The sequence below is a fragment of the Microbacterium sp. 22179 genome (assembly GCF_052045715.1).
Taxonomy (GTDB): Bacteria; Actinomycetota; Actinomycetes; order Actinomycetales; family Microbacteriaceae; genus Microbacterium; species Microbacterium galbinum.
The window spans coordinates 79,196-104,707 of sequence record NZ_JBQEPJ010000005.1; the positions used below are offsets into that span (position 1 = coordinate 79,196).

Here is a 25,512-nt window from a genome sequence, read left to right on the forward strand (position 1 = left end):
CGACACCCCGGATCAGGTGTCTCGGACTGGAAAAGATCACCCCCGCGTCAGATGAGGATCTGCGCGAGGTGAGCGCACATCTCCTGCGTCGTGAAGCGCTCCTCGACGTCGCGACGCCCCGCCAGCCCCATCTCCGCCGCGCGCTGCGGATCGTCGATCAGGCCGATCAACCGTTGCGCGAGGGCCTCGTCGTCGCCGAGCGGCACGAGATGGCCGGTGCGCCCCTCCGTGACGTACTGCGACATTCCGGGGGTGTCGGTGTTCACGACCGGCCGACCGGTCGCGAAGGCCTCGAGCGTCACCGTCATGCCCGAGACGTGCAGATTGGGCCGGGTCGCGGTGGCGATGACGGACGCCGTCGCATAGAGCTCGTGCAGCTCGCCATGACTCATCCGCTGCACGACCTCGACACCGGCCGGAGCATCCGTCGACGCCGACGACTGCACGATGAGCTCGACGTCCGGGCGCTGCTCGTGCACGCGCGCCAGCGCGCGGAACAGCGTCTGCGGATCCCGGTCGCGGTCGTTGCCGACGCTCACGATGCGCGGGCGATCGGGAGACGGGCGGGGCGAGAAGAACTCGGCGTCGACCCCGAACGGCACCGCGACGATCCGTGGCCCCGCGCTTCCGAAGAGGGCGCGCAGGGGCTCGACCTGCGCCTCGCTGAGCACCCACAGCGTCTCGGCGCCGCGGAGCACCTCGACGAGACGACCGGTGTCGGCTCCGCGCTCGATCATGTCGGTCAGCCAGATCACTCCGGAGGCGAACCGCTCGTAGGGGCTCGCGACCTGCATGCGGAACGCCGCGTTCTCGTCCCACGTGAACGCCGTCTGGGCGCGTGGTCGGGGTCCGATCCCCACGCGCGACCGCAGGCGCGAGAGGCGTCCGGGGGCCGGGAGGTCGAGCACCGCGACCGGCGCGTACTCGCACAGACCGTCGAGCCCGTAGGGCCACACGCTCGGCACCTCGCCGGCGGAGTGCCGGCGCTCCCAGCGCGTCACCGACTGCTCGGCAGGGAATCCCCAGATCAGTGGGCGGCGTTCGTGCGGCGGCGTGGACACCGCCCCAGGATAGCCCGCGGTCTTCCGGCGTTGTCGGCCGCCTCGGGCATACTGATGCGATGCAGACCGCCTCCGCTCCGTCGTCGACGTCCCTGCGCATCGCCCTCATCGGCACGCGCGGCATCCCCGCCGCCTACGGCGGATTCGAGACCGCCGTCGAAGAAGTCGGACGGCGCCTCGTCGAACGCGGGCATCGGGTGCTGGTCTACGGGCGCGACGCCGGCACAGCGGGAGACGTGCACCTCGGCATGCGCCGCGTGACCCTGCCGGCGGTGCGTCAGAAGGCGCTCGAGACCCTCAGCCACACGGCCCTGTCGACGGTGCACGCCGTCACCAAGGCCCGACCGGATGCCGCGTTCGTGTTCAACGCCGCGAACTCGCCCTTCCTCCCGCTGTTGCGCGCCCGTCGCATTCCCGTCGCCCTCCACATGGACGGGCTGGAGTGGCGACGCTCGAAATGGGGCCCGCGCGGCAAGGCGTACTACCGCGCCGCCGAGTCGTTCGGGGTGCGTCAGGCCGACGCGATCATCGCCGACGCCCCCGGCATCGCCGACTACTACGACCACCAGTTCGGCGTCGCGAGCGAGCTGATCCGCTACGGCGCCCCCCTGCTCGACGACGCTCCGTCCGACGGCATCCGCGAACTCGGTCTCGAGCCCGGGGGCTACCACCTGGTGGTCGCCCGTTTCGAGCCCGAGAACCACGTGCGCGAGATCGTCGAGGGCTATGCGATGTCGCAGGCCACGAAACCGCTCGTCGTGGTCGGCTCCGCGCCCTACGCCGCCGAGTACACGGCCGCGATCGACCGGATCGCCGCCGCAGATCCGCGCATCCGCCTGCTCGGCGCCGTCTACGACCAAGGCCTCCTCGACGCGCTCTACCACCACGCCTCGACGTACCTGCACGGCCATTCGGTCGGCGGCACGAACCCTTCCCTGCTGCGCGCGATGGGCGCCGGCACGGCCGTGATCGCGTTCGACGTGGTCTTCAACCGCGAGGTGCTCGACGAGCAGGGCTGGTACTTCCGCACGCCGGCGGATGTCGCGGCTGCGGTCGACGCGGCGGAATCGGATGCCGGAGCCGTCGCCGCGGCATCCGCTGCCGTCCGGCGTCGCGCGGCCGATGCGTTCTCGTGGGACGACGTCGCCGCAACCTATGAAGACCTCGCCCGGCGCCTGGCGGCCGGCGACAGCATCCATCCCCTCGCGCGCCGTGCGCATCGCGCAGAGACGGAGTGGCCCGGCTAGACCGGATCGACGGCGGCTTCGGCCGCGGATTCGGGCTCGCTCTTCAGGAGTCGATCCCGGTGGCGGTGGATGTAGATCGCGTACGGGATCACCTGGCAGACGATCAGCGCGAAGCTCACGCCGAGCAGCGGTCCGACGATGCCGAGCACCGGCGTCAGAACGAGCGAGAGCACGATGCTGACCGCGGCCATCGCCAGGGTCGGGATGACCTGGAAGCGGATGCCGGGTTTGTCCATGATGAACATCCCGAGCGGATACACGGCCGCAGTGAGCATGATCATCGCGCCGAAGGCGAGGATCGTCGAGCTGCGCACGTCGAGTTCGCCCTGAGTGATGAACTCGAACAGCCACGGTGCGATCAGCCAGACGAACGCGGTGGCGGCGGCGACCGCCCCGGCGAAGAGCAGCGAGAGCAGATATGGTCCGCGCTTCAGCTCACCCCTGTGCCGCAGACGGGCGAACTGCGGCCACAGCGCGACGCCCGCGGCCATCACCAGGCCGTTGAGAGCGAAGAACACCTGACCCGTGACGCCGTACTCGGCCACGTCGGTCGGCGTGCCGAACTGGGCGAGCACGTAACGCTGCGACCCGACGGCGATCGGGTAGGTGATCATCTGCGCGAGCATCGGCCAGCCGACGTCCATGACCCGCACCCCGGGGATGCTGCGCCAGCGGAACAGCATCCGCAGAGCATCCGGGATCAGCGGCCGCGTCGACCGCGTCACCAACAGGAAGCCGATGATCGCCGACAGCAGCGAGGCGCCGTACGAGGCGATCGCGAGATACGAATCGAAATCACGCCCGCCGAGGTGGAGCATCAGCCAGACACCACCGAGGGTGACCGGCGAGATGAGGCCCTGCACCAGGATCACCAGGTGGTTGCGCCGCTGCCCGAGCAGGATGCGGAACCACACGCCCAGGGTGATCGACAGGCTGAACAGCGTGATGCACAGGAAGGCGGCGAGCGCCGCCCCCGGGATCGCACCGGCGTCGCCGAACAGGGCGCGCCATCCGCCCGTGACGAGCAGCACGGTGTTGATGAGCATGAGCCCGGTCGCGAACATCAGCAGGATGCGGCCGACCGAGGTGACCTGCAGTCGGAGCCGGCGATCGGTGCGGATGTCGTCACTGGTCGCGACGGCGTTCACGAGAACCGCGCCGCTGCCGAGGTCGGTGAACGTGAGCAGCGACGGGATCGTGATGAGCAGCGAGTACAGCGCGTAGTGCTGGATGTCGGTCTCGCCGAGGATCATGCGGGTCGTGATGACCCCGCAGACCAGCGAGACGACCATCGTCAGCGCGCGAGCGCCGAGGGCCAGGAGCGAGTTCATGGCGGTGTCAGCGCGGGGCGCGGGCGGCGAGGCGCGGGCGGACGCCCCGTCTCGGCTCGTCGGTGTAGTACGGGCTCTTCGCCGCGCCGCGCACACCGTTCAGCACGATTCCGAGCACCGGGGTCCTGGTCGACTCGAGCGAACCCAGGGCGCGCGTGAGATCGGCGGCCTTGGTGCGGTTCGAGCGCACGACGAACAGGGTGCCGTCGGCCATCGTCGACAGCCACAGCGCGTCGCTGACCGACAGCACGGGCGCGGTGTCGATGATGACGTAGTCGTAGGAATCGCGCGCCTCGTCGACGATGCGATGCAGTCCGCCGCTCGACAGCAGCTGGCCCGGGTTCGGGGGCTGCGCTCCGGCGGTGAGGATGTCGAGTCCCGGTCGACCCCACTGCTGCACGGCGTCGGCGAGCTCCACGTCGCCGATCAGCACGGTGGTCAGGCCGATCGAGCCCTCGAGCTGGGTGTAGCGGGCGGTGCTCGGGCGGCGCAGGTCGGCCTCGATGAACAGCACCGAGCGCCCTCCCTCGGCGAGGGTCAGGGCGAGTCCGAGGCTCACCGATGACTTGCCCTCCTGCGCCGAGCACGAGGTGACGAGGATGACGCGACGGTTCTTGTCGACGTCGACGAACTTGAGGCTCGCGGCGACCTGCCGCATCGCCTCGGCGACGCGGCCGTCGGGCTGCGAGCGGATGATGCGGGCGATCGTGTGGGTGTCGGATGCTTCGGGGATCTCGCCGAGGAGGGCGACCTCCGTGGCGTCGCTCAGCGTGCGCGCGGTCGTGATGCGGGTGGCCAGAAGCCGTCGGAGCAGCGCGAAGACGACACCGAGCGCGATTCCGGCGACGGCACCCACCATCACGTTCAGGCGGGTGTTCGGGGAGATCGGAACCGTCGGAGTACGCGCGGCGGAGATCGTGTCGACGCGCACGGCGGGCTCGCCGTCGGCGCTGACCGGAGAGACGCCCGCCACGGCGGTCGCGAGCTCCTGGGCGATCGCGTTCGCGGTCTCGGCCGCGCTCTCACCACTGGCATCCGTCACCCCGATCTCGATGACGACGGTGTTCAGGGGCACGTTGACATCGACCCGTCGTGCCAGACGGTTGGCGGTCTCGTCGAGCCCGAGGTCATCGATCACCGGGTCGAGCACGGTCGGCGACTTCACGAGGAGCGTGTAGGTCTGCACCAGGCTCTGCACGTAGTTCGAGCCCTGCACCAGCTCGCTGGTGTTCTCGCCCCGGGTCGGGATCACGATCACCTGCGACTCGGCCCGGTACTCGGGGTCGATGAACTGCGAGTACCCGTATGCGGAGCCCGCGCCGAGCACCATCAGCACGACGATCACGATCCAGTGGCTCCTGAGCGACTGGAAATAGTCCTGCAGTGTCATGTGTCCCCGTATCCCCTCGGCACCTCGACGTGCCTCAGTGTCTCGCACGGTGCCTTCCCCGCGACCATTATCACCTATGTTGGAGGATCGGACCGCAGAGATCTCTGCGGGGCACGACGGGGGAACACGTGACGCACAGACTGATCTTCGTCTGCGAGGCGAACATCTGCCGGTCGCCGCTGATGGAGCTGGTGCTCCGCGCGCAGGGCGATGCGGCCGGGTGGCAGATCTCGAGCGCGGGTACCCGCGTGGGGACCGCGGGCAATCGCATGTGCGCGACCTCGGCCGAGATCGCCGAGGCCTCCGGCGATGCCGAGACGCCGATCCTCGCCGCCGGCCACCGCTCGGAGGCGATCGACGCCGAGGCGCTGCGGACCGCCGATCTGATCCTCACCGCCAGTCGCGCCGAGCGCTCGGCGGTCGCCGCCGCCGCGCCCGAGGCCCGTTCCCGCGCATTCACCCTGCGCGAGGCGATCCACCTCGGGGCCGAGCCCGTCGATGCCCGTGAGTTCGAGATCATCGCCGAATTCGATGCGGATGCCGCGAGCGCCACGGGCCTGGCCCGATACGCCGAGGCGCTCCACGCCCGTCGCGGCTTCACCGCACCGCCGAAGACGGACCGCACGCTGTTCGGTCGCCGCCGCCGGAACCCGTTCGACATCGCCGACGCGCACCACGACTCGACGCGCGAGCACCGCGCGATGCTGACCTCGACGTCGGCCGAGGTCGGGCAGTTCCTGCGTCAGGCTGCGGCCTTCCTCGACTCCGCGGCGGGTTCGCGCTGACGTCAGCGGTCTCGAACCCCAGCGCCTCGACCTCAGCGATCCCTTCCTCAGCGACCCCGTGCGAGGTCGCTGAGGAAGGTCGCGATCGTCGCCCGGTACATCTCCGGGGCGAAGCGCTCCTTCGCCCGGTCACGATCGGCGAGCGCCGTCACGCGGAGCGCCGACCAGTCCGCGACGACGCGGGCGAGAGCATCCGCCAGCGCCGAGGCATCGCCCGGCGCGACGAACGCGGCCGAGCCGTACGCCCCGACCGCCTCGCGCAGTCCGGGGATCTCGCTCGCCACGACGGGGCGCCCGGCGAGCACACCCTCCACGGCCGTGTTGCCGAAGGACTCGTCCTGCCGGGAAGGCACCACCAGCACATCGGCCGCCCCGAGCGCCGGCCACACGTCGGACCGGAAGCCGTGGTGCTGCACGAGATGCGCGACGCCCAGCTCGTCGGTGCGACGCCGCAGGGTCTCGTCGTACGCCTCGTTGCCCTCGAAGACGGCCCCGATGAGATCGAGCTCCGCCTCGATCCCGGCGTCGCCGAGGAGAGCGACCGCTTCCACGGCCACGTCGGGGCCTTTACGGTGGGAGATGCGACCGACGTAGGCGATGCGCAGGCGATCGATCACCGCGCGCGGCTCGGGCACCGAGTCCGGGGAGTCGACCCCGTTGGGGATGAGCGTCGCGCGACGACCGAGCGCCGGGATCACCGAGCCCACCGTGCGCATCGTGAACTCGCTGTTCACGATGATGCGGTGCGCGGCGAGGTGCGGCGCATAGAGCACCGTGTTGACGATGCGGGCGGCGGATGCCTCGGCCTCGTGCACGTGCGTCACGGTCGGCACGCGCAGCAGGCGGCCGACGAGGGGCCAGAGCGGCAGCACGATCGTGCTCACGTACAGCGTCCGAGGTCGCAGGCGACGGGTGATCACGACGGCGGCGACGAACCCGCGGATGGCATCGCGCAGCGAGCGCAGCCAGTTGCGCGGGCGGAGAGCCGACTTGCGCAACGCGAAGGTCGGCGGGATCAGGACCTCGACGCCGGCGGCCTGGAGCTCGCCGACCAGCGGCCCCGCCGCGGGAAGCGCGACGACGACCCGCTCACCCGCGTCGCGCAGACCCCGTGCGCTCTCGAGGAGCATCCGGTCGGAACCGAACAGTTCCCAGCCGGCGTGCACGAGCAGATGCGGGCGGCGGGTGTCGGCTGTCACCCGACCATTCTGCACGGCACGGCCGCTCGGCGCGCCCCCACCACCCATCCGCCCGCCGCATCACAGACGCGGCGGGCGGATTCGGTGGGGGTGGGTGTCAGCGGCCGCTGCCCAGCAGCACGGTGCCGCTGCCGACCCCGAGAAGGGTCGCAGCCGCGCCGGTGAGCGGACGCGCGATGCCGCTGTTGGCGGCGATCTCGTCGGCCATGCCCGAGAAGGGCTCGGCGGTGGTGGTCATCGCGTTGCGCCATCCGGTGTTCTTCGCCGAGGCGAGCGCGAGCGGCGTCGAGAACGTCTCGTAGACGTTGCCCGAGCCACCCCAGGTGACCATCGACGGTCCGCCCTTCGAACTGCTGAAGAGGTTCCCGTCGATCGTGAGGTTCCACGTGTCGACGGCCCGCCCGGTCTGGGTGTCGTGAGCGAAGATCGCCCGCGGACCGCCCGCGCCGAACACGTTGTTGCGGATCGTGATGTTGCGGGTGATCCACGTCACCGTCGGGTCGGCACCGGTCACGCGCGGGTCGCGCCCGACCTTGTGGGTGGCCTGACGTCGCTCGTCCTGCATGAGGTTGAGGTCGTGCCGGGAGTTGTTGCCGAGGTCGTTGTTCGTGATGAGCACGCCCTCCGAATCGAAGATCCGGATGCCCTCCTTGTTGTCGAACGTCTGGCTGCGGGCGATCGTGACCTTCGACGAGAGCTCGGCGTGGATGCCGATCTCGGTGTTGTCGTTCGACGTGACGTCGACGATGTTCACGTCGTAGCAGGACTCGTCGAACCAGGTTCCGCTGCCGACGTTGCGGCTCGTGTCGACGTTGGTCATGTCGACCCCGCGGGAGCGCGTGACCTTGATACCACCGGCGACGGGCGAGCCGTTGAAGCGCTCGTTGTTGTTGTCGGTGATGAGCGAGTCCGACACGGTCGAGTCGTACGCCGTGGTCAACGACATGCCGAGCAGACCGTTGCGGCGGATCGTGAGGTTGTCGACCGTGGCGCGGTCGTTGCCCACGAAGAGTCCGATCGTGGCGTTGTCCTCGATGACCAGATCGCGAAGCGTGACCCCGACGTTGTGCATGCGGATGGTGCCGAGCACGTCGTACGAGGTCGCGTAGCGGCGGACGCCGAGGCCCTTGAGCTGCGAGTTCGCGGAGCGCACGTTGAACGCCTGCCCGAGATCGCTGGCCCGCACCTGCTTACCGCTCGGGTCGGTACCGAGGATCAGTCGGTCGGCTGCGTAATCGACCGCGAAAGTGCCGGCTGTGACCTGGGATGCCGAGGCCACCTGCTTCTGCGCCACCCCGTCGATGAACAGCATGTCGGGGTGGTTGGCCATCGGGTAGTTCGGGTCGACGAACCAGCTCGCGTTGCCGTTGAGCATGTCGTCGTCGAACTCCGCGGTCCATCCGCCGCTCACCCACGACGATCCGGACTTCGTCCAGGACGTCACCCGGGTCGATCCGTCGAACCAGACCGCCTCGCCCGGGTAGGCCTGGATGGTCATGGTCTTGTTGAAAGGCACCTCGACGGACTCGTGGTACTCCCCGGCCCGCACGACGATCGTCGAGCCGGCGGGAGAGGAGTCGACCGCCTTCTGCACGCTGCGGTACGGCGCCGCCGCGCTGCCGTTCTGGGTCTGCGACGTCGACGAACCATTGACGAACACGGCCCCCTGCGGCACGGCGTACGACGCGGTGCCGACCGGGGCGGAACCGCGGGCCTCGAGACCGGTGCCCGGCTGGGGCTGCGGCTCCGGCTCCGGCTGGGGCTCCGGCTCGGGCTCGGGCTGGGGCTCGGGCTGCGGTTCCGGCTCGGGCTGGGGTTCGGGCTCCGGCTGCGGTTCCGGCTGGGGCTCGGGCTCCGGGTCGGTCACGACCTCGCTGCTCAACGGTCCCGTGGCGACCGTCGCCTCGAGGGCATCGATCTGCAGCGCCGACGCCGAGGCGCCGCTGCTGGAGGCATAGCCCCACAGCGCGAATCCACCGGCTCCGCCGATCTTGCTCGATGAGGTGTCGGTGACAGTCAGCTGCGGTGCACCGGGAGTGGTGCCCTTCGGCGTGAGGCGGGCCTCGAAGCTGACGGCATCCGTTCCGGTGACGGTCGCGTCGAACGTGTACCAGGAATCACCGAGGATGCTCAACGGCACCGACGCCGACTTCAGCTCGGTGTCCTTGCCGCCCTGGGTGCGCAGCACCGAGAGCTGCACCTGCCCCTTCGCGTCGGTGAGCAGGCGCACACGGTACGAGGCGCCGTCGCTCTGCACGCGGGTCGTGTAAGCGTAGTAGCCCCGCCCGCCCGTCGACGACAGGCGCACGTCGGCGGAGAGCCGCACGTCCGTCGCCTGGACGGCGCGAGGGGTGAGATAGGCGGATTCGCCGGGCTTCAGCGCGATGGTCGCCGCGCCGTCGGCGACGCTCGCGACACCCGCACGCGACGACCACGAGGTGTAGGCCAGCCCGTTGTCGGAGCTGCCCCACCCCGCGGGCGAGGTGCGCTCGAAGTCGTCGGCGAGCAGCACTGTCGGTGCCGCTGCCGCCGCGCTGCGGGTTTCGGGCGCGGGAGCATCCGTGGCCGGGGAATCGTCGGGGGCGGGATCGGGTGACGCCGGATCGGGAGCCGGCACCTCGCTCGCGCTCGGCTGCGGCTCCGGGGACGGGGCCGGGGTCTCGGTCGTCGTCGGCTCGGGTGCCGGGGTCTCAGCCGCCGAAGCGGGAGCGCCGACCAGGCCGAGCAGCAGCGTCACGGCTGCGACCGCAGCGGTGGCACCGGTGGTCGCCAGACGAGGGGAGGGATCGGGACGGTGATGGTGACGTCGAAGACGCAACAGGGTTCTCCTAGGGGTTTCAGCCCGCGTACACCGCGCCCCTCCAACTTGCCCCCTCCGGGCGAGATGGTGTGCAGTATCGGTACGCACCGCCTACCCGGAGGGCGGCGGCCAGGGGTCAGTGTACACGCCCACTGGAAGATCGTTGCGAAACTGAAATATATCGGAAGCCCGACGGGCCGGAATCAGGCCGGAGGGACCCGCGCTGCGCTGCGGATGAAGCGCATCTTGCCGCCCACCTGCGGGATGCTCTCGACCCGCTCCACCGTCACCGGAACCAGGCCCCTGGTGGCGAAGCGCAGCTTCGCGGCGGCCGCGTCGATCCCGGCCTGCGCATCCGGCGCATCGCTCGGGATGCAGCGGAGGGTGACGGCGTAATCGGCCTCCTGCACGATCTCGAACTGCCGGATCGACAGCGGCGCATCGTCGAAGATGTGGCCGAGCGCACCCGCGATCGTCGTGCCATCGGGCAGGCGCACGGCATCCGACGACCGGCCGGAGATCGCGCCCAGTCTCGGCAGGCCGCGCCCGCAGGCGCAGGCGCCGGGCAGGTAGCTGCTGATGTCGCCGAGGCGGTAGCGCACCACCGGGAACACCCGGTTGCTCAGGTCGGTGACGACGACCTCGCCCTCGACGCCGTCGGGCACGGGAGCATCCGCGGCGTCGACGATCTCTATCCGCCGCACGTCCGCGAACACGTGCAGGCCGCTCTGGTGACGGCACTCCCCCGCCATCCAGGGGATCTCGGCCGAGCGGTAGTGGTCGTAGCAGGGGGCGCCGAAGGCCGTCTCGATCTCCGCGCGCGTGCCGGGGGTGAGCGGAGCCGCGGTCACCGCGATCGCACGAGGCGGATACACCTCCAGGCCCAGACGCCGCAGGCGGCGCACGGTGTCGAGCACCCCGCCGCCGTAGCCGATGAGGAACCGTGGCTTCACGCGGTTCCATTCGCGGGCGAACTCCGTCACCGCCTCATCCGTGATCTGGAAGGCATCGAGCTGCACGCGCCGCGAGGGCAACCACCCGAGATCGTGCCGCAGCCGCGCGGCTCCCGTGAGCACGTGCCGGGTGACGATGCCGCGGTCGTCCCACGGCGTCACGCCCCACCACTCGAACAGCCGCCACTCGAGCGCCCGCGCCGGGAAGCGCAGATCGCGCAGCAGATGCAGCGGCAGCCCCGTGCTGCCGCCCGTCTTCGACACCACACTCGTGCGCTGGTCGGCCTCATCGGTACGGATGCCGTCGAAGTTCTCGCGCAGCATGGCCTTGTCGACGATCGGCAGCGACGAGAACGATGCGGGGTCGCGCAGGTCGTCGTCGGAGAACCCGTGCGACGAGTAGAGGTCGCGATAGAAGGGGCTGTGCGCGAAGGCGAACCGCGCGTGCTCCGCCGACCGACGCGCACTGATGTCGGCGATCTCCTCGGGTGCGAGCGCGTCCATCTGCAGGAACGCCCGGTAGGCCTCCAGGCTCGACCGTCCGCCGATCGCGGTCTTCAGGCGGAACGCCGCCTCGCGGATCACGCGTCCACCCCCCGGGGCTTCGCGCCGAGCCAGCGGCTGCGCAGCGCCGCCCGGTAGGCGGCCGCGTGCGAGGCCCCGGCATCCGCCCATTCCCGGCGCGAGAGATCCGGCCGCTCGGCCTCGATCCGCCGCACCGCGCGCAGCGCCTCGAGCAGCGCGCGGCCGTCGACCTCGCCCTCGTACATCTGCACCCACTCCGCGCCCACCTCGGCGGCGAGCGCCTCGTTCGGCTCGTTGCGCGGCACGAGCACCGGCCGGTCGAGCGACAGGGCCGCGAGCACGCTGCCGGAGTTGTGCATGAAGCGGTAGGCGAGCACGACCAGCTCGGATGCCGTGACCAGCTCGACCAGCTCGGCATCGCTGAGGAACGCGAGCTGCAGCGTCACCCCGGGCAGCCCCTCGACCTGCGCGCGCAGATCATCGGCCAGCTCCTGCGTCGAGGCCTTCCCGCCGATCGTCATGCTGAGCTCGCGATCGTCTCGGAGGGCCTCGGCGTAGGCATCCACGAATCCCGAGACGCCCTTGTACCGACGCACGCCGCCGAAGGTTCCGAGGCGCCCGCGCACCCGGTCGGCGCGGGGCTGCGGCGCGTACCAGTCGCGATAGTGACCGTGCAGGATGACCGAGCGCGCGGTGCCCTCCGGCAGCAGCGTGGTCTCGTTCAGGACGATCCGGTGATCGGCCTGGTGCTCGATGCGTCGCAGCAGCCACAGCCGGGCGGCGTTGTCGTCGGGAAGCTCGAGGTTGTGCACGGTGCGCACGACGGCGATCCGTCGGGAGAGCGAATGCCGCAGCGACAGCAGCGCGGTCAGCACGTACTTGCCCACCGACGACACGGCGCTCCCGCCGTGCAGCTTCACCTCGGGCCAGTGCCAGTGGAAGACGTCGTAGCGACCGAGGATCGCGCCACGCCAGGAGAAGCGGAGGTGATCGACCTCGTCGGAGTCGGCGAGTGCCCGATCGAGCATCGTGATGTACGGGTTGGTCGTCACTCGCGGCGCCCCGAAGGACTGCATGACGCGCACCGGTCCCGGGCGCTCAGCCATCGGCCTGCAGGCCCTTGATCGAGCGGTACCAGCGCAGTGCGGCGAGCAGCAGGAGCAGCGCATTGATCGCGGCGAGCGCCGTGTAGATCACCACGAAGCCCTGCTGCCACCACAGCAGCGCGAAGGCGAGGCAGAGGAATCCGTAGTCGCTGGGGATCACCGCGAGCGAGTACAGCGAGCCGGAGCGCCAGGCCTCGCGCGGCGCCTCCTCGGTCTCGGCCGGGGACTGGAGCCGGTGGATGCGCCGCAGGAAGTCGGCGGCGATGATGCCGAAGAAGAACGTGTTCGCGATCGCGGCGAACGCCAGCGGTACGAGCAGCCACAGGTCGTCGAGATCGTAGAACCGGAACCAGCACACGAGCACGGCGAGATGGATCGTCGCGAGCTTGAGCGAATCGAAGAAGTGGTCGAGCCACTCTCCCGCGAGCGAGCCCGTTCCGGTGAGCCGCGCGAGCTGCCCGTCGGCCGAGTCGAGCGCGTAGCCGAGCACGAGCAGCGCCGCCACCAGCACCGACGACCAGACGGTCGGCGCGAGCAGCGCGATCAGCGCCACCCCGCTCAGGGTGCACAGCGCGCTCACGATGGTGACCTGCGACGGGGTCATCCCCCACGCGTAGGCCGTCGCCGCGAGCGGGCGCCCCAAAGGCCGGTTCACGTAGCGCGAGTATGCCGCCGCGCCCTTCGATGATTTCTGCGCCTGTTTCAGACGCAGCATCGCCCCACGAATCTCTGACACGACATCTCCCCAGGTGGCGTCAAATGTAGCCTTCACTATAGCCACAGGTGCCCTCGCACGGGTCCGTGGGTTTCGTGACGACGGGGAGGATGCACGAATGGACGAACGACGGATGCTGGGGATCATCGTCGTCAACTACGCCTCGGCGGACCTTCTCGCCGAGAACCTGACCGCGACGGCCGCGGCGGTGCCGGACGCGCGAATCGTCGTCGTCGACAACCGCTCGACCCCGGAGGAGCGCGCACGCGTCGAGGCGCTGAGCGTCGCGAACGGGTGGCGGCTCGTGCCGATGGACGGCAACGCGGGGTTCGGCGGCGGAGTGAACGCCGGCGCCGCCGTGGCGTTCGACGAGCTCGGGGTCACCGACATCCTGCTCCTGAATCCGGATGCCCGGATCGACGGTCGCTCCGTCGCCGCCCTGGCCGCGGCGACCGCGGAGGGACCCAGCGTCGCCTCGCCGCGCGTCGAGGATGCCGCGGGCCGGGTGTGGTTCGCCGGTATGGACGTGTACCTCGACGACGGATCGATGGGCGGGCCGCGTCGTCGCCGCGAGCACCCGGACGCCCGACGCCTGCCCTGGCTCAGCGGAGCCTGCCTGTGGTTCACTCGCGAGGCCTGGAACCTCACGGGCGGCTTCGACGACGCGTACTTCCTGTACTGGGAGGACGTCGACATCTCGGTGCGCGCCGCCCGCGCGGGGGCGCGCCTGCTCGTCGTCGACGACGCTCTGGCGGTGCACGACGAGGGCGGCACGCATCGCGCGAGCGCCCAGCGGCCGGAGGCGAAGTCCGAGCTGTACTACTACTACAACATCCGCAACCGGCTGCTCTTCGCGGGTCTGCTGCTCGATGCAGCGGATGCCGCGGCCTGGTCGCGCACCGCCTGGAGCAATGCGCGCCAGGTGCTGCTGCGCGGGGGACGCCGCCAGTTCCTCCGCCCGATCGCTCCGCTGCGCGCGGCCTGGCGCGGTGTGCGCGACGGACGACGACTTCTTGCACAGGCTGGTTCGCAGCGGGGGCCCGCGGTCTAAACTCTCATCACCGGCCGCCGCCACTGCGGCGCCGGATGGGGAGACACGGGGAGCAGGGGGTCTGCGATGGACGCAACCGAAGAGACGCAGCCGAATCGACGGCGCGTGTGGATCACACTGTCGGCATTGGTCGTGGTGATCGCGCTCGCGGTCCTGGGCGCGATCTTCGTGCCGCCGCTGCTCGCCGGAACGCCGAGCAGCGAGCCTTCGGCATCCGCCACTCCCACCACTCCTCCGCGCGACATCGTCGATCCCGATGCCCCGCGACCGACGCAGACCCCGACGCCAGCAGCCGGCGCGACCGACGAGCCCTTCGCCGAACTGAGCCCGGTCGCCCCCGACCAGACGATCGTCACCGAGGAGGGCATCGAGATCTCGCTGTCGTCGCTGCAGGCCGTCGACGGTCAGGCCACTCTCGCGGGCGAGACCTCCGGTCCCGCGATCCGCGCGACCGTGCGCATCACGAACACCGGCGACGAGCCGCTCGACCTCGAGTACGTGGCGGTCAACGCCTACATCGGCGAGGATCGTGCACCGGCCGGCACGCTGACGCAGCCCGGCGGCGCACCGTTCGAGGGCACGGTGGAACCCGGCGACTCCGCCGAGGGCACCTACCTGTTCTCGGTGCCCGAGGCCGACCGCGACGACGTCACCCTGACCGTGGACTACCTGTTCGGCGCCAAGGTCGCCGTGTTCCGCGGAGACCTGCGCTGATCGGCGCACCCGGCATGGGGCGCGCCGAGCGGCACACGACCACCTCGATCGTCGCGGCGGCCGCCGCGGCGGCGACCGCGGTCCGGTACCAGTTCGGGCCGGGCGTGAGCCTCTCGCTGATCGCCGCCGTCGTGCTGCTGCCGGTGTGGTGGCACGTGCTGGCGAGGTTCCGCTTCGCCCGCCTCCTGCTCGCCCTCGCCGCGATCGCCGCCGTGTGGGGCGGGGTGCTCACGCTGTTCGAGACCATGCGCCCGGTGTCGACGAGCCTGCTGCTCGAGCAGACCTTCACGCTGCTCTCGCTCGCCGGCGGTATCGGAGTGCTGCTGTGGTCGCGCACGCAGATCGGACTCGGCGGCACCGCCGTGGCGTTCGGCGTCGGGGCGCTGGCGAACGTGGTGCTCACGGGCGGCAACCCGGCGAACCTCTGGAAGTACTCGCTCGCGGTGCCCGTGATCATCATCGTGCTCGGTCTCACCGCGACGACCGGACGGCGGTGGCTCGACCTGCTCGCGCTCGGGGCGCTGGCCGTGGTGTGCCTGGCGTCGGACTCCCGGTCGATGACTTCGTTCCTGCTGCTGGCCGCCGTCATCGTGCTGTGGCAGATGTTCATGCCGCCGGGAACCCGGCGGCCTCGCCCGTTGCAGACTCTCGTGCTGCTCGGCGTGCTGAGCCTCGCAGCCTTCAGCCTGCTGCAGGCGCTGATCCTGGAGGGGGCGCTCGGCGACGCCGCCCAACAGCGCACCCAGGCGCAGATCGACACCTCCGGGTCGCTCATCGCCGGCGGACGCCCCGAACTCGGAGCGGCGACCGCGCTCGTCGCTGAGCGGCCGCAGGGGTTCGGCAGCGGAGTGCTCCCCGTCTCGCACGACGTGTGGATCGCGAAGACCGGCATGAGCGAGCTGAACTACGACCCCGACAACGGCTACGTCGAGGGATACATGTTCGGCGGCCAGTACGAGGTGCACTCGGTGGTCGGCGACCTGTGGCTGCGCTTCGGCCCGGTCGGGGCGATCTTCGCCGTCGCGCTGATCGGGTGCGCGATCTACGCCGTCGCGCGCAGCGTCTCGGTCAAGGCCGCCGCCGGGATCGCGGTGTGGCTCGTGCTGCTCGGCGCCTGGGACACGTTCTTCAGCCCGCTGCTGACGTCGTCGCGCACCCTGGCACTGCTCTTCGCGCTCACGGCGATCCCGGTGGCGCGGCTGGCATCTCGTCGCGAGGCGAGCGGGGTCAGAGCTCGCCCGGACGCATCGCCTCTTCGTCGATCGCACGGATGATGCGCAGCGTGGCGGTGTCGGGTTTCGGCTCGCCGCTCTGCCCCCGGCGTCGGGGCGCGTAGACCACCAGCGAGTGGAACAGGAACCGCGCGAAGAACGCGACGATCAGCGAGAGCCCCGTCGCGAGGACGCTCGAGATGTGCCAGGTCTCGACCATCAGCGCCATCACCGGGATGCGCAGCGCCGCCTCGATGCTGTTGAACGCGAACGACGCCGCGAAGCGCTGCCACACGCCGCGGGCATTCGTGCGCATGTCGGCGAAGACGAATCGCTCCTGCAGCAGGAAGTTGCCGACGATCGTGACGACCGCCCCGATGATCGCCGCCCAGATGTACGGCACGCCGGCCGCCGTCAGCAGCCACATGATGGCGAGGTTCGCGACGGCGCCCACCGCGCCGATCAGGGCGAACAGCGACATCTTGCCGAAGCGCAGTCGAGCGAGATGCGCGATGAACGTGCCGCCCTGGCGCAGGCTCGCCTTGGAGGTGCCGTGGCGCCGCTCCGCGAATTCCATCGGCACCTCGGCGATGCGCAGATCGGTGCGCGCGAGGATCTCGAGCAGGATCTTGAAGCCCTGCGGCTGGAGCGTCGAGAGGTCGAGGCGACTCCGGTCGACGAGGAAGAACCCGGTCATCGGGTCGGTACTGCGGGCGAGGCGGATCGGGAACATGGCCCGAGTCAGCCAGGTGGCCGCGCGCGAGACGCCGAAGCGCACCGCGGTGCCGAGCCCACTCGTGTCGCCACCACCGATGTAGCGCGAGGCGGCGACGACGTCGGCATCGCCCTCGGCCTGCCGGGCGAGCAGGACGGGCAGGAGCTCGGGAGGATGCTGCAGGTCGCCGTCCATGACGACGCAGAGATCGGATGCCGCGGCCTCCAGGCCGACCACGACGGCACCGCCGAGCCCACCCGTGTTCTCGTCCCGATGGATCACGCGCACGGGCAACGGAGCATCCGCGGCGACCCGCGCGACCTCGTCGGCGGTGTCGTCGCTGCTGTCGTCGACGAAGAGGATCTCGGCGTCGTACCCCGTCAGCGCGGCGGCGGTGCGGGCGACGAGCTCGGCGACGTTCTCGCGTTCGTTGAAGGTGGGCACGATGACCGTGACCTTCGTGTCCATGTCGCCCCCTCTGCGCGCGCCGCGGTGCGGCATCTCATCGTGCCACGGGTTCCTATGCGCTCGAAACCTGACCTCGCCCTGCCGCCCGGCCGCATCCGGGGGTGCGCTTTCGCACGCGGGAGGTCTAGACTGACCCGTGCGGCTGTGGGAGTCGCAGGTGGATGGGGATCCGCCTACTGGGGAATCACTGATCTGGGGAGATCATGGGGACGCGTATCGGCTATGCCGCGGGAGCTTTCGACCTGTTCCACGTGGGGCATCTGAACCTTCTGCGCCACGCCAAGCAGCAGTGCGACATTCTGATCGCCGGCGTCGTGAGCGACGAGATGCTGCGCGAGGTGAAGGGCATCGAGCCCGTCATCCCGACGGCGGAGCGCGCGGAGATCGTGCGACACATCTCGTTCGTCGACGACGTGCACGTCGAGACGACGCCGTCGAAGCTGGACGCCTGGGAAGACGTGCGCTTCACGCACTTCTTCAAGGGCGACGACTGGCGCGGCACCGAGAAGGGGCTGCGGCTCGAGCGCGAGTTCGCGCGCGTCGGCGTCGAGGTCGTGTACTTCCCGTACACGGCGCACACCTCGAGCTCATCGCTGCGGCGAGCACTCGACGCGATCACCGCGGGTGCGGGGGCTCCGGCGCTCGCGCGCTGACGGGCCGGTTCGCCGACGGAGTCAGTTCGCGACGCCGAGCAGGCTGCGGGCCATGCGCGCCACGTGGGGTGGCGTGTGCGGCCCCAGCCAGACCGTCCACTGCGCCGGCGGCTCGCTGCACGCCCACTCGACGCACCACGAGTGCACGGCATTGGCGAGGCGCTCGCCCTTGGTGTGCGCACGGATGCCGTCGCCGCGCACGAGCCAGCGCACCGACACCCCGTCGGGCACGTCGATGTGACGCATCTGGATGCGCGCGGCCGCTTCGAGCAGGATCACTCCGGTCGCGTCCCACGGCAGTCGGGCGGCGATCCCCGCGATCACCCCGGCGTCCGCCGCGTCTCCGGCGACGAGCACAGCGCCCTCGATGCTCTCCCAGTCGGGGTCGTCCAGGTGCTCGCTCGCATGGTTCATGGCTTCGATTATAGGTAAGGCTACCCTTACCGACAAGCCCCTCTCGGCCCTCTCCCCACCAGGGCGTTCTACGCTTGTGTCATGACTTCTCCTGCTGAATCCACCATCACGATGTTCGGCGCCGACTGGTGCCGCGACTGCATCCGCACCAAGAAGCAGCTCGACGACCTCGGCGTCGAGTACACGTACGTCGATCTCGTCGCCGACCCCTCCGGTGCCGACGTCGCGAAGGACATCTCCGGCCGCACGAACATCCCCGTCGTCCTGTACCCCGACTCCTCCCACCAGGTCGAGCCGTCGAACGCCGACGTCGAGGCGAAGCTGCGCGAGCTCTCCCTGATCTGAGCGCCGCCCCGGCACAAAGGGCCACCGCTACACTGGCGCGATGAGCACAGAGGCTCGGCCCGAACGAGCATCCGTCCGCCTGTCCGCGCGCACGATCGTGCTGTACGCGATCGGATCCGTCGGCACCGGCGGATACGCCACGCTGCCCGGGCTGGTGCTGACGTACTTCCTCACCGACAACCTCGGGGTCGCCGCTCTGGCCGCCGGAGTCATCGTCACCGCCGCCAAGATCTGGGACGTCGTGATCGACCCGCTGATCGGCGCGGCCTCCGACCGTCAGCTCGCGCGCACCGGCTCGCGTCGCGGGTTCATGGTGCTCGGCGCCGTCACGCTGCCCGTGTTCTTCGCGCTGACGTTCGCGGTACCTCCGTCGTGGGGTCCGATTGCCGGTGCGGTGTGCGTGCTGCTCGCCTTCCTCGCCACGGCGACGTCGTTCAGCCTGTTCCAGGTGCCGTACGTCGCGCTGCCCGCCGAACTCACCGACGGTTACGACGAGCGCACGCGCCTGCTCGGTTGGCGGGTCGTCGTGCTGACGGCATCCATCCTCCTGTTCGGCGCGGGTGGCCCCGCACTGCGCAAGGCGGGCGACGACCCCGTGCTCGGATATCTGCTGATGGGGATCGTCGCGGGTCTCGCGATCGGCATCGGCATGTTCGTGGCGACGCGCACGGCGGATGCCGCGGCCGCACGCCGCGTCGGCGACGAGAGCGCGGTGGCCCCGGCCGCCGGCATCCGAGAGCAGTACGCCTCGGGGTTTCAGGCGCTGCGGCGCAGCCAGCCGTTCCGTGCGCTGCTGGGCGCGTTCCTGCTGCAGGCGCTCGCGACCGGCACCATGCTCGCCGGGGCGCAGTACGTGGCGACCTGGGTACTGCGGTCGGAGGACGCCGTGACGTTCGTGTTCGTCGCGCTCGTGGGCCCCGCGCTCGTGGCGACGCCCGCCTGGACGGTCATCGCCCGGCGGGTCGGCAAGGAGCGCGCGTTCGGCATCGCGAGCGTGCTGTTCACTCTCGCCGCGGCGTCCCTCACGATCGCGGTCTGGACGCCCGGCGCCTGGATCTACGCCTCCGTCGCGGTGGCCGGAATCGCCTACGCCGGGCTGCAGTCGTTGCCGATGGCGATGCTGCCCGACGTCATCTCGCACGACGAGCGCACCCACGGCAGCGGGCGCGCGGGCACCTTCACCGGCATCTGGACCGCCGGGGAGACCGTCGGCTTCGCTCTCGGTGCGACAACCGTCTCCCTCACCCTCGCCCTGACCGGGTACGTCTCGACGGTCGCGGGCACGACGGTCGAGCAACCGGATGCCGCCATCACCGGCATCGTGCTCAGTTTCAGCATCCTTCCCGCACTGATCATGCTCGCGAGCCTCCTGCCTCTTCGCCGTTACCGCCTGCGCCGCGACGACATCGACGCATAAGCTGGGATCCCGTTCGAAGGAGCCGCCCGTGACCTCCACGCCCGTCGCCACGACCACGCCCGAGATCGGCGAGAGCGAGCACGCGCGGCTCGATACGGCGATCGACGACCTGCACACGGGCGCCCGCGTGTGGTCGGCGCTCACGGTCGCGCAGCGCGTGACGCTGCTGCGTCAGGTGCGCACGAGCGTGGCCGCGACCGCCGAGGACTGGGCCACGACCGCCGCTGCGACGAAGGGGCTCGATGCGCGGCATCCGCTCCGAGGCGAGGAATGGCTGAGCGGGCCCTACGGGGTGCTCGGCGCCCTCGACGCCTACATCGAGACGCTCTCGCGGCTCGCCCGCGGCGCCAACCCGCTCGACGGAATCACCATCGACCGCGCCCCCGGCGGCCGCACGCGCGTGCACGCGTTCCCCCTCACCGGCATCGATCGCTTCCTGCTGTCGGGATTCACCGGCGAGGTCTGGCTCGAACCGGGCACGACACCGCGCGCGGCCCGAGCCGCCGCCGGCCTCGGCCAGCGCACCCCGACCGTCTCCGGCGGAGTGGGTCTCGTGCTCGGCGCCGGCAACGTCACCTCGATCCCCGTGCTCGACGTGCTCTACGAACTGCTCGCCTCGAACCGCACCGCGCTGCTCAAGGTGAACCCGACGCAGGATCCCCTCGTGCCGATCTACAAGCGCGCGCTCGCCCCGCTCATCGAGCCGGGGTTCCTGCGCATCGTGCGCGGCGGCCCGGCGGTCGGCGCCTACCTCACGGCGCATCCCGACCTTTCGCACGTGCACATCACCGGGTCCGCGGCGACGTTCGACGCGATCGTCTGGGGCCCGAAGACCGCGCGCGGCGCCCGCCGCAAGAAGCCGTCGATGTCGAAGCCGATCACGGCCGAGCTCGGCGGGGTCTCGCCGATCATCGTCGTGCCCGGCGACTGGTCCGACGCCGACCTGCGGTACCAGGCCGAGCACGTCGCGACCATGCGGCTGCAGAACAGCGGGCACAACTGCATCGCCGGGCAGGTCGTGATCCTGTCGGAGGACTGGGACCAGGCGGATGCCTTCCGCGCCGCGCTCCGTCGGGCCTACGCGAGCGCGCCCGAGCGACCCACCTGGTACCCGGGGTCGACGAACCGCATGCACGAGGCATCCGATGCCTACCCCGATGCCCTCGTGCTCGGCGACCGGCTGCTCGTGGAGATCGACGGCGACGACGACGCCTCGGCCCTGCAGAGCACCGAGTACTTCGCGCCGGTCCTCGGCGTCGTGAGCGTCGCCGGGACGGGCCAGGAGTTCCTCGACGCCGCCGTCGCCTACGCGAACGACGAGCTGCAGGGCACGCTGGGGGCGAACGTGCTCATCGACCCGGCGACCGAGAAGTCGCTCGGCACCGGATTCGAGAGGGCGATCGCCGACCTCCGGTACGGATCGATCGCGATCAACGGCTGGACCGGCTTCGCGTTCATCACCCCGACACTGACCTGGGGCGCTTTCCCCGGCAGCACGATCGACGACGTCGGCAGCGGCATCGGCGTCGTGCACAACGCCCTGCTGCTCGATCGGGTCGAGCGATCGGTGCTGCGCGGCCCGTTCCGGCCGTTCCCGCGCTCCGCGCCGGGCCTCAACGGCGGCGGTCGGGTCACGATCCTGCCGACGCCGCCGTGGTTCGTGACCTCGCGCACCGGCGCCGAGGTGAGCGAAGGGCTCACACGCTTCCGGGCGAGCGGGGGCGTGGCAGGCCTCGTGAAGACCCTGCTCGCGGCGCTGCGCGCCTGACGCACCCCTGGGTCAGTCTCAGGGGTCGAGGTCGTCGACCGAGCGGGTGAACGTCTCGGCGCAGACCCCCAGGCCCTCGCTGTAGCCGAGCGCGAACCAATACTGCCGCTGCTCGCTCGACCCGTGCGTCCAGCTGTCGGGGTTCGAAACGCCCGACATCTCCTGGATGTGGTCGTCTCCCACCGCGGCAGCGGCATCCAATGCGTCCCGCCGCTGCTCCTCGGTGGTCGGTTGCAGGTACGGCGTGCCGTCGGCGTCCGTCTGCTCGGAGATCCGCCCGATCCAGGCACCGGCGTAGCAGTCCGCCTGCAACTCCATGCGCACGCCGTTGCTGCCCTCTCCGGTGCCGTTGTTCGGGTACTGATCCATCGTGCCGACGATGTTCTGGATGTGGTGGCCCCACTCGTGACCCACGATGTAGAGCTGGGCGAGGTTGCCGGCGGATGCCCCGAACTGCTGCTGCATGAGCGAGAAGAACGTGGGGTCGAGGTAGACGCCCTGCTCGGGCGGGCAGTAGAACGGCCCGACGGCGTTGGAGGCGGTGCCGCACTGCGTCGAGGTCGCACCGTCGACCACCGTCAGGGTCGGCGGCACGTACCCCTCGACGTTGTCTTCCCAGAACGCGTCGAGTGCGACCTGTGCGCCGGCCATCCGGCAGTCGACGTTCTCGTTCGCGTCCTGCCCCGTGTCGCAGTTCTCGATGACCGAGCTCCCGGAGTCGGAGCCCGAACCACCCGTCGACGTACCGCCGCCGAGAAGCCCCGTCAGGTCGATCCCGAGCAGCGGCCCCGCGATCAGGGCGATGAGGCCGAGCACCCCGACTCCTGTGCCTCCCGCGATCGCCGCGTTGCGACCGCGGCGGCGCGTGGTGTTGGTCGACAGGTCGGCGTCGGGGTTGAACGTCATGGCTCCGAGGGTACTCCGCCCCTCGGACGGTCGTAGGCTCGGGATATGACCACGACGATCACCATCACGGGCGCGGGCGGACAGATCGGCTACGCGCTGCTGTTCCGCATCGCGGCGGGAGACCTGCTCGGACCGGACGAGAAGGTGCGGCTGCGGCTGCTCGAGATCCCGCAGGGGATCGGAGCGGCGGAGGGCGCGGCGCTCGAGCTGCAGGACGGCGCATTCGGGCTGCTCGAGCACGTCGAGGTGACGGATGACGCGGCGATCGGCTTCGACGGTGCCGACCTCGCGCTGCTCGTGGGCGCGCGCCCGCGCGGACCCGGCATGGAGCGGGGTGACCTGCTCGCCGCGAACGGTGGCATCTTCGGCCCGCAGGGGGCGGCGATCGCCGCGAACGCGGCACCCGGCGTGCGGGTCACGGTTGTCGGGAACCCCGCGAACACGAACGCGCTCATCGCCGCGGCATCCGCCGACGGCGTGCCGGCCGAACGATTCACGGCGCTGACTCGCCTCGATGAGAACCGCGCCAGGGCGCAGTTCGCACAGACGCTGGGGGTGCCGGTCGCGACGGTGGGGCGCCTGCCGATCTGGGGCAACCACTCCGCGACGCAGTTCCCCGACGTGTCGCATGCGACCGTGGCCGGCGAGCCTGCGGCAGAGGCTCTCGCCGCGATCGTCGGCGACGTGCCGGCGTGGTTGGACGAGACGTTCATCCCGCGGGTCGCGAAGCGGGGTGCCGAGATCATCCGGGTGCGCGGGTCGTCGTCGGTCGCCTCGGCGGCGAGCGCCACGATCGACCACGTGCGCGACTGGGTGCGCGGCACCGAGGACTGGACCTCGGCCGGCGTCGTCTCGCACGGTGAGTACGGGGTGCCCGCGGGCCTGATCTCGTCATTCCCCGTGCGCGCGGTCGACGGTGCGTGGCAGATCGTCGAGGGTCTGGAGATCGACGAGGACGCCCGGCGGCGGATCGACGCCTCGGTCGCCGAACTCGTCGAGGAGCGCGATGCGGTGCGGTCGCTCGGTCTGATCTGATCCACTCCTCCGGCGCGAACGTGTGGATAAGTGACTTATCCACTGTCCCCACACGTACGCGATTAGCCAACATATGGTTACCGGACTGACGACGCTCCGCGGAGCAGAATGGACCGGTGACCTTGTCTCCTGACACGATCGGAATGATCATCGCGCTCTTCGCCTTCACGGCGACGGTGCTCAGCGGCGTGGGCGCGATGCTCGCCCACCAGACGCGCGGTCTGGACGCGCGATTCGTGCAGATGGATGCGCGGATCGACGCCCGGTTCGAGCAGGTCGACGCCCGGTTCGAGCAGGTCGATGCCCGGTTCGAGCAGGTCTATCGCCGATTCGACCAGGTGGACGCCCGACTCGATCGCGTCGACGCCCGCATCGACCGGGTGGAGGAACGCCTCCTCGGCGTCGAGCACGAGCTGGTCGACGTGAAGATCACGATCGCCCGGCTCGAGGGACCTCCCCGTCGCCTGCAACAGCTCTGAGCGGCATCCGATCCCGTCGGCGGAGTCGATACGGATTCGGCACCGACAGGGCAGAATGGAGTCCGGAGGTGCGCCCATGAGCGAGACGACAGACCGGACCACCGGCACGGCATCGGTCGATGACGCGCTGACGAGCCCGCTGCACCTGCCGCACGCCGCGGCGGAGTGCCCCAAGTGCTTCACCGAACTGCAGCAGAACCGCGACTTCTGGCTCGCTCGCCCCGACGGTTCACGCCTCGTCGGACTCGTGGTCTCCCGCGAGGGCATGCCTCCGGTCGTGCAGCAGCGCGACGATCTCACGCGCTTCGGCGTTCCGATCGAGGGGTTCCGTCACCCCGCACCCGACATCCTCGAGAGCTGGGGCGATCGCCTCGCCCGCCTCATCGACACCCTGCACAAGGGCGACGTGCTCGTCGTCGCGAACACGCACGCGCTCGGTCGCGACGGCGAAGAGGAGTCGCGCACGGTCGCCGACCTCCGTCGCCGCGGCATCATCGTCAAGGTGCTCAACCACGACGCGCGCCACCTGGCGGATCTCGCGCGCTGACGAACGCTTACGGTGCGGGTGTGGGGCCGAAGGCCGGCTCACCCGGCGTGACGCCGAAGAAGAGCGGATCGCTCGGCGACTCCTCTCGCGGCAGATACCCCTCCGAGAGGGTGACACCGCCGAAGATGAGCTTGCTGAGCTCTGCCGGGTCGCCGGGCCAGCATTTTGTGGTCGCGGTGACGAGAACCGAGCCGTTGGCGATGAACGTCACCATCAGCAACGAGAAGTCGCCCTGCCGACGCACGATCACATCGGACGACTGCGCGTCACCGGAGCCGAGTTCCTGACCCTCCACCTCGAAGCCCGCATCGGCAAGATAATCCTGCACCTTCTCGCGCATCCCATCCCGCTCATCCGGATCGATCTTCGTGTTGCGGGTGAGATCGAAATTGTAACTGTCGTCACCGCACCCGGCGCCCGAAGGCTGCATCCCGAACAAACCGATATCCGACTCCCAGGGCCCGTCGTAGACGAGCGCCTGGACATCATTCGTGATGGCCCGGTAGTCGAAGTAGTGCTGCTTCGCCTGAGCAACAAGCTCGTCACCCGTGGGAATCATTCCGCCTCCATTCACACACCCCGTAAGGGCAACCGACAACACCACCACAGCAGCGGACACCCGCCAGCGCTTCCTCATCTGCACGCCTCTACTCCTCGTGTATCGTCACCGCGTACCA

At 70.3% G+C, this 25,512-nt stretch carries 24 protein-coding genes; 12 read left to right on the forward strand and 12 right to left on the reverse strand.

Annotation, left to right across the window (positions count from 1 at the left end; translation table 11 throughout):
- Window positions 1–47: 47 nt before the first annotated feature.
- Complete coding sequence (locus tag ACTJKK_RS12235; protein WP_440748191.1) at window positions 48–1,061, reverse strand: glycosyltransferase family 4 protein; 1,014 nt, start codon at window positions 1,059–1,061, stop codon at window positions 48–50.
- Between the two features lie 59 nt (window positions 1,062–1,120).
- On the opposite strand from ACTJKK_RS12235, the gene ACTJKK_RS12240 reads away from it, so the two are divergent.
- Window positions 1,121–2,308, forward strand: coding sequence for a DUF1972 domain-containing protein (locus ACTJKK_RS12240; protein WP_440748192.1), 1,188 nt, complete (start codon window positions 1,121–1,123; stop codon window positions 2,306–2,308).
- On the opposite strand, the gene ACTJKK_RS12245 is transcribed toward ACTJKK_RS12240, so the two are convergent.
- Together ACTJKK_RS12245 and ACTJKK_RS12250 are read right to left on the reverse strand one after the other, a co-directional pair.
- Complete coding sequence (locus ACTJKK_RS12245; protein WP_440748193.1) at window positions 2,305–3,639, reverse strand: hypothetical protein; 1,335 nt, start codon at window positions 3,637–3,639, stop codon at window positions 2,305–2,307. The genes ACTJKK_RS12240 and ACTJKK_RS12245 overlap by 4 nt on opposite strands.
- 7 nt (window positions 3,640–3,646) lie before the next feature.
- Window positions 3,647–5,029: a polysaccharide biosynthesis tyrosine autokinase gene (locus ACTJKK_RS12250; protein WP_440748194.1), complete on the reverse strand. Its 1,383-nt coding sequence runs from the start codon at window positions 5,027–5,029 to the stop codon at window positions 3,647–3,649.
- A gap of 128 nt (window positions 5,030–5,157) precedes the next feature.
- On the opposite strand from ACTJKK_RS12250, the gene ACTJKK_RS12255 reads away from it, so the two are divergent.
- Complete coding sequence (locus tag ACTJKK_RS12255) at window positions 5,158–5,814, forward strand: arsenate reductase/protein-tyrosine-phosphatase family protein (protein WP_440748195.1); 657 nt, start codon at window positions 5,158–5,160, stop codon at window positions 5,812–5,814.
- A 47-nt stretch (window positions 5,815–5,861) separates the two neighbouring features.
- Here ACTJKK_RS12255 and ACTJKK_RS12260 read toward each other — a convergent pair whose 3' ends face one another.
- The 5 genes from ACTJKK_RS12260 to ACTJKK_RS12280 form a co-directional block, all read right to left on the reverse strand.
- Window positions 5,862–7,013, reverse strand: coding sequence for a glycosyltransferase (locus ACTJKK_RS12260; RefSeq protein ID WP_440748196.1), 1,152 nt, complete (start codon window positions 7,011–7,013; stop codon window positions 5,862–5,864).
- Between the two features lie 97 nt (window positions 7,014–7,110).
- The gene (locus ACTJKK_RS12265; RefSeq protein WP_440748197.1) at window positions 7,111–9,831 is read right to left on the reverse strand and encodes a right-handed parallel beta-helix repeat-containing protein; all 2,721 of its coding nucleotides are present in this window, start codon (window positions 9,829–9,831) and stop codon (window positions 7,111–7,113) included.
- A gap of 185 nt (window positions 9,832–10,016) precedes the next feature.
- Window positions 10,017–11,351, reverse strand: a complete 1,335-nt coding sequence (locus ACTJKK_RS12270) for a phenylacetate--CoA ligase family protein (RefSeq protein WP_440748198.1) — start codon at window positions 11,349–11,351, stop codon at window positions 10,017–10,019.
- Window positions 11,348–12,397, reverse strand: a complete 1,050-nt coding sequence (locus ACTJKK_RS12275; RefSeq protein WP_440748199.1) for a glycosyl transferase — start codon at window positions 12,395–12,397, stop codon at window positions 11,348–11,350. Before ACTJKK_RS12275 ends, ACTJKK_RS12270 begins: the two co-directional genes overlap by 4 nt.
- Window positions 12,390–13,112, reverse strand: a complete 723-nt coding sequence (locus tag ACTJKK_RS12280) for a CDP-alcohol phosphatidyltransferase family protein (RefSeq protein WP_440748200.1) — start codon at window positions 13,110–13,112, stop codon at window positions 12,390–12,392. Before ACTJKK_RS12280 ends, ACTJKK_RS12275 begins: the two co-directional genes overlap by 8 nt.
- Before the next feature lie 118 nt (window positions 13,113–13,230).
- Between ACTJKK_RS12280 and ACTJKK_RS12285 the strand changes: the two genes are divergently transcribed.
- The 3 genes from ACTJKK_RS12285 (at window position 13,231) to ACTJKK_RS12295 (ending at window position 16,151) form a co-directional block, all read left to right on the forward strand.
- The gene (locus ACTJKK_RS12285; protein ID WP_440748201.1) at window positions 13,231–14,163 is read left to right on the forward strand and encodes a glycosyltransferase family 2 protein; all 933 of its coding nucleotides are present in this window, start codon (window positions 13,231–13,233) and stop codon (window positions 14,161–14,163) included.
- A 66-nt stretch (window positions 14,164–14,229) separates the two neighbouring features.
- Window positions 14,230–14,877 (forward strand): DUF4232 domain-containing protein, encoded by a 648-nt coding sequence (locus ACTJKK_RS12290; protein WP_440748202.1) that lies wholly within the window; start codon window positions 14,230–14,232, stop codon window positions 14,875–14,877.
- A 14-nt stretch (window positions 14,878–14,891) separates the two neighbouring features.
- The gene (locus ACTJKK_RS12295; RefSeq protein ID WP_440748203.1) at window positions 14,892–16,151 is read left to right on the forward strand and encodes a hypothetical protein; all 1,260 of its coding nucleotides are present in this window, start codon (window positions 14,892–14,894) and stop codon (window positions 16,149–16,151) included.
- On the opposite strand, the gene ACTJKK_RS12300 is transcribed toward ACTJKK_RS12295, so the two are convergent.
- Complete coding sequence (locus ACTJKK_RS12300; RefSeq protein WP_440748204.1) at window positions 16,105–17,271, reverse strand: glycosyltransferase; 1,167 nt, start codon at window positions 17,269–17,271, stop codon at window positions 16,105–16,107. The genes ACTJKK_RS12295 and ACTJKK_RS12300 overlap by 47 nt on opposite strands.
- 203 nt (window positions 17,272–17,474) lie before the next feature.
- On the opposite strand from ACTJKK_RS12300, the gene ACTJKK_RS12305 reads away from it, so the two are divergent.
- A complete protein-coding gene (locus tag ACTJKK_RS12305; RefSeq protein ID WP_247623509.1) occupies window positions 17,475–17,924 on the forward strand; it encodes an adenylyltransferase/cytidyltransferase family protein in 450 nt (149 codons plus the stop codon).
- Between the two features lie 21 nt (window positions 17,925–17,945).
- Here the strand turns inward: ACTJKK_RS12305 and ACTJKK_RS12310 are convergent, their stop codons facing one another.
- Window positions 17,946–18,338 (reverse strand): SIP domain-containing protein, encoded by a 393-nt coding sequence (locus ACTJKK_RS12310; RefSeq protein WP_440748205.1) that lies wholly within the window; start codon window positions 18,336–18,338, stop codon window positions 17,946–17,948.
- 81 nt (window positions 18,339–18,419) lie between these two features.
- On the opposite strand from ACTJKK_RS12310, the gene ACTJKK_RS12315 reads away from it, so the two are divergent.
- The 3 genes from ACTJKK_RS12315 to ACTJKK_RS12325 are packed head-to-tail and all read left to right on the forward strand — an operon-like array spanning window position 18,420 to window position 21,868.
- On the forward strand, window positions 18,420–18,683 hold the full coding sequence (locus ACTJKK_RS12315; RefSeq protein ID WP_247623511.1) for a glutaredoxin family protein: 264 nt from the start codon (window positions 18,420–18,422) through the stop codon (window positions 18,681–18,683).
- A gap of 40 nt (window positions 18,684–18,723) precedes the next feature.
- The gene (locus ACTJKK_RS12320) at window positions 18,724–20,100 is read left to right on the forward strand and encodes an MFS transporter (protein WP_440748206.1); all 1,377 of its coding nucleotides are present in this window, start codon (window positions 18,724–18,726) and stop codon (window positions 20,098–20,100) included.
- Between the two features lie 28 nt (window positions 20,101–20,128).
- Window positions 20,129–21,868, forward strand: a complete 1,740-nt coding sequence (locus ACTJKK_RS12325; RefSeq protein WP_440748207.1) for an aldehyde dehydrogenase family protein — start codon at window positions 20,129–20,131, stop codon at window positions 21,866–21,868.
- 18 nt (window positions 21,869–21,886) lie between these two features.
- Here the strand turns inward: ACTJKK_RS12325 and ypfJ are convergent, their stop codons facing one another.
- On the reverse strand, window positions 21,887–22,774 hold the full coding sequence (gene ypfJ, locus ACTJKK_RS12330; RefSeq protein ID WP_247623514.1) for a KPN_02809 family neutral zinc metallopeptidase: 888 nt from the start codon (window positions 22,772–22,774) through the stop codon (window positions 21,887–21,889).
- Between the two features lie 45 nt (window positions 22,775–22,819).
- Between ypfJ and ACTJKK_RS12335 the strand changes: the two genes are divergently transcribed.
- The 3 genes from ACTJKK_RS12335 to ACTJKK_RS12345 all read left to right on the forward strand — a co-directional run bounded on the left by ACTJKK_RS12335 (window position 22,820) and on the right by ACTJKK_RS12345 (window position 24,835).
- Window positions 22,820–23,809 carry a malate dehydrogenase gene (locus ACTJKK_RS12335; protein ID WP_440748208.1) on the forward strand — a complete coding sequence of 330 codons (990 nt, stop codon included), beginning with the start codon at window positions 22,820–22,822 and terminating at the stop codon, window positions 23,807–23,809.
- Between the two features lie 116 nt (window positions 23,810–23,925).
- Window positions 23,926–24,288 (forward strand): response regulator, encoded by a 363-nt coding sequence (locus ACTJKK_RS12340; RefSeq protein ID WP_440748209.1) that lies wholly within the window; start codon window positions 23,926–23,928, stop codon window positions 24,286–24,288.
- Window positions 24,289–24,364: 76 nt separating this feature from the next.
- Complete coding sequence (locus tag ACTJKK_RS12345) at window positions 24,365–24,835, forward strand: recombinase family protein (RefSeq protein ID WP_247623517.1); 471 nt, start codon at window positions 24,365–24,367, stop codon at window positions 24,833–24,835.
- A 7-nt stretch (window positions 24,836–24,842) separates the two neighbouring features.
- On the opposite strand, the gene ACTJKK_RS12350 is transcribed toward ACTJKK_RS12345, so the two are convergent.
- On the reverse strand, window positions 24,843–25,472 hold the full coding sequence (locus tag ACTJKK_RS12350) for a hypothetical protein (protein ID WP_440748210.1): 630 nt from the start codon (window positions 25,470–25,472) through the stop codon (window positions 24,843–24,845).
- Window positions 25,473–25,512 lie beyond the last annotated feature (40 nt).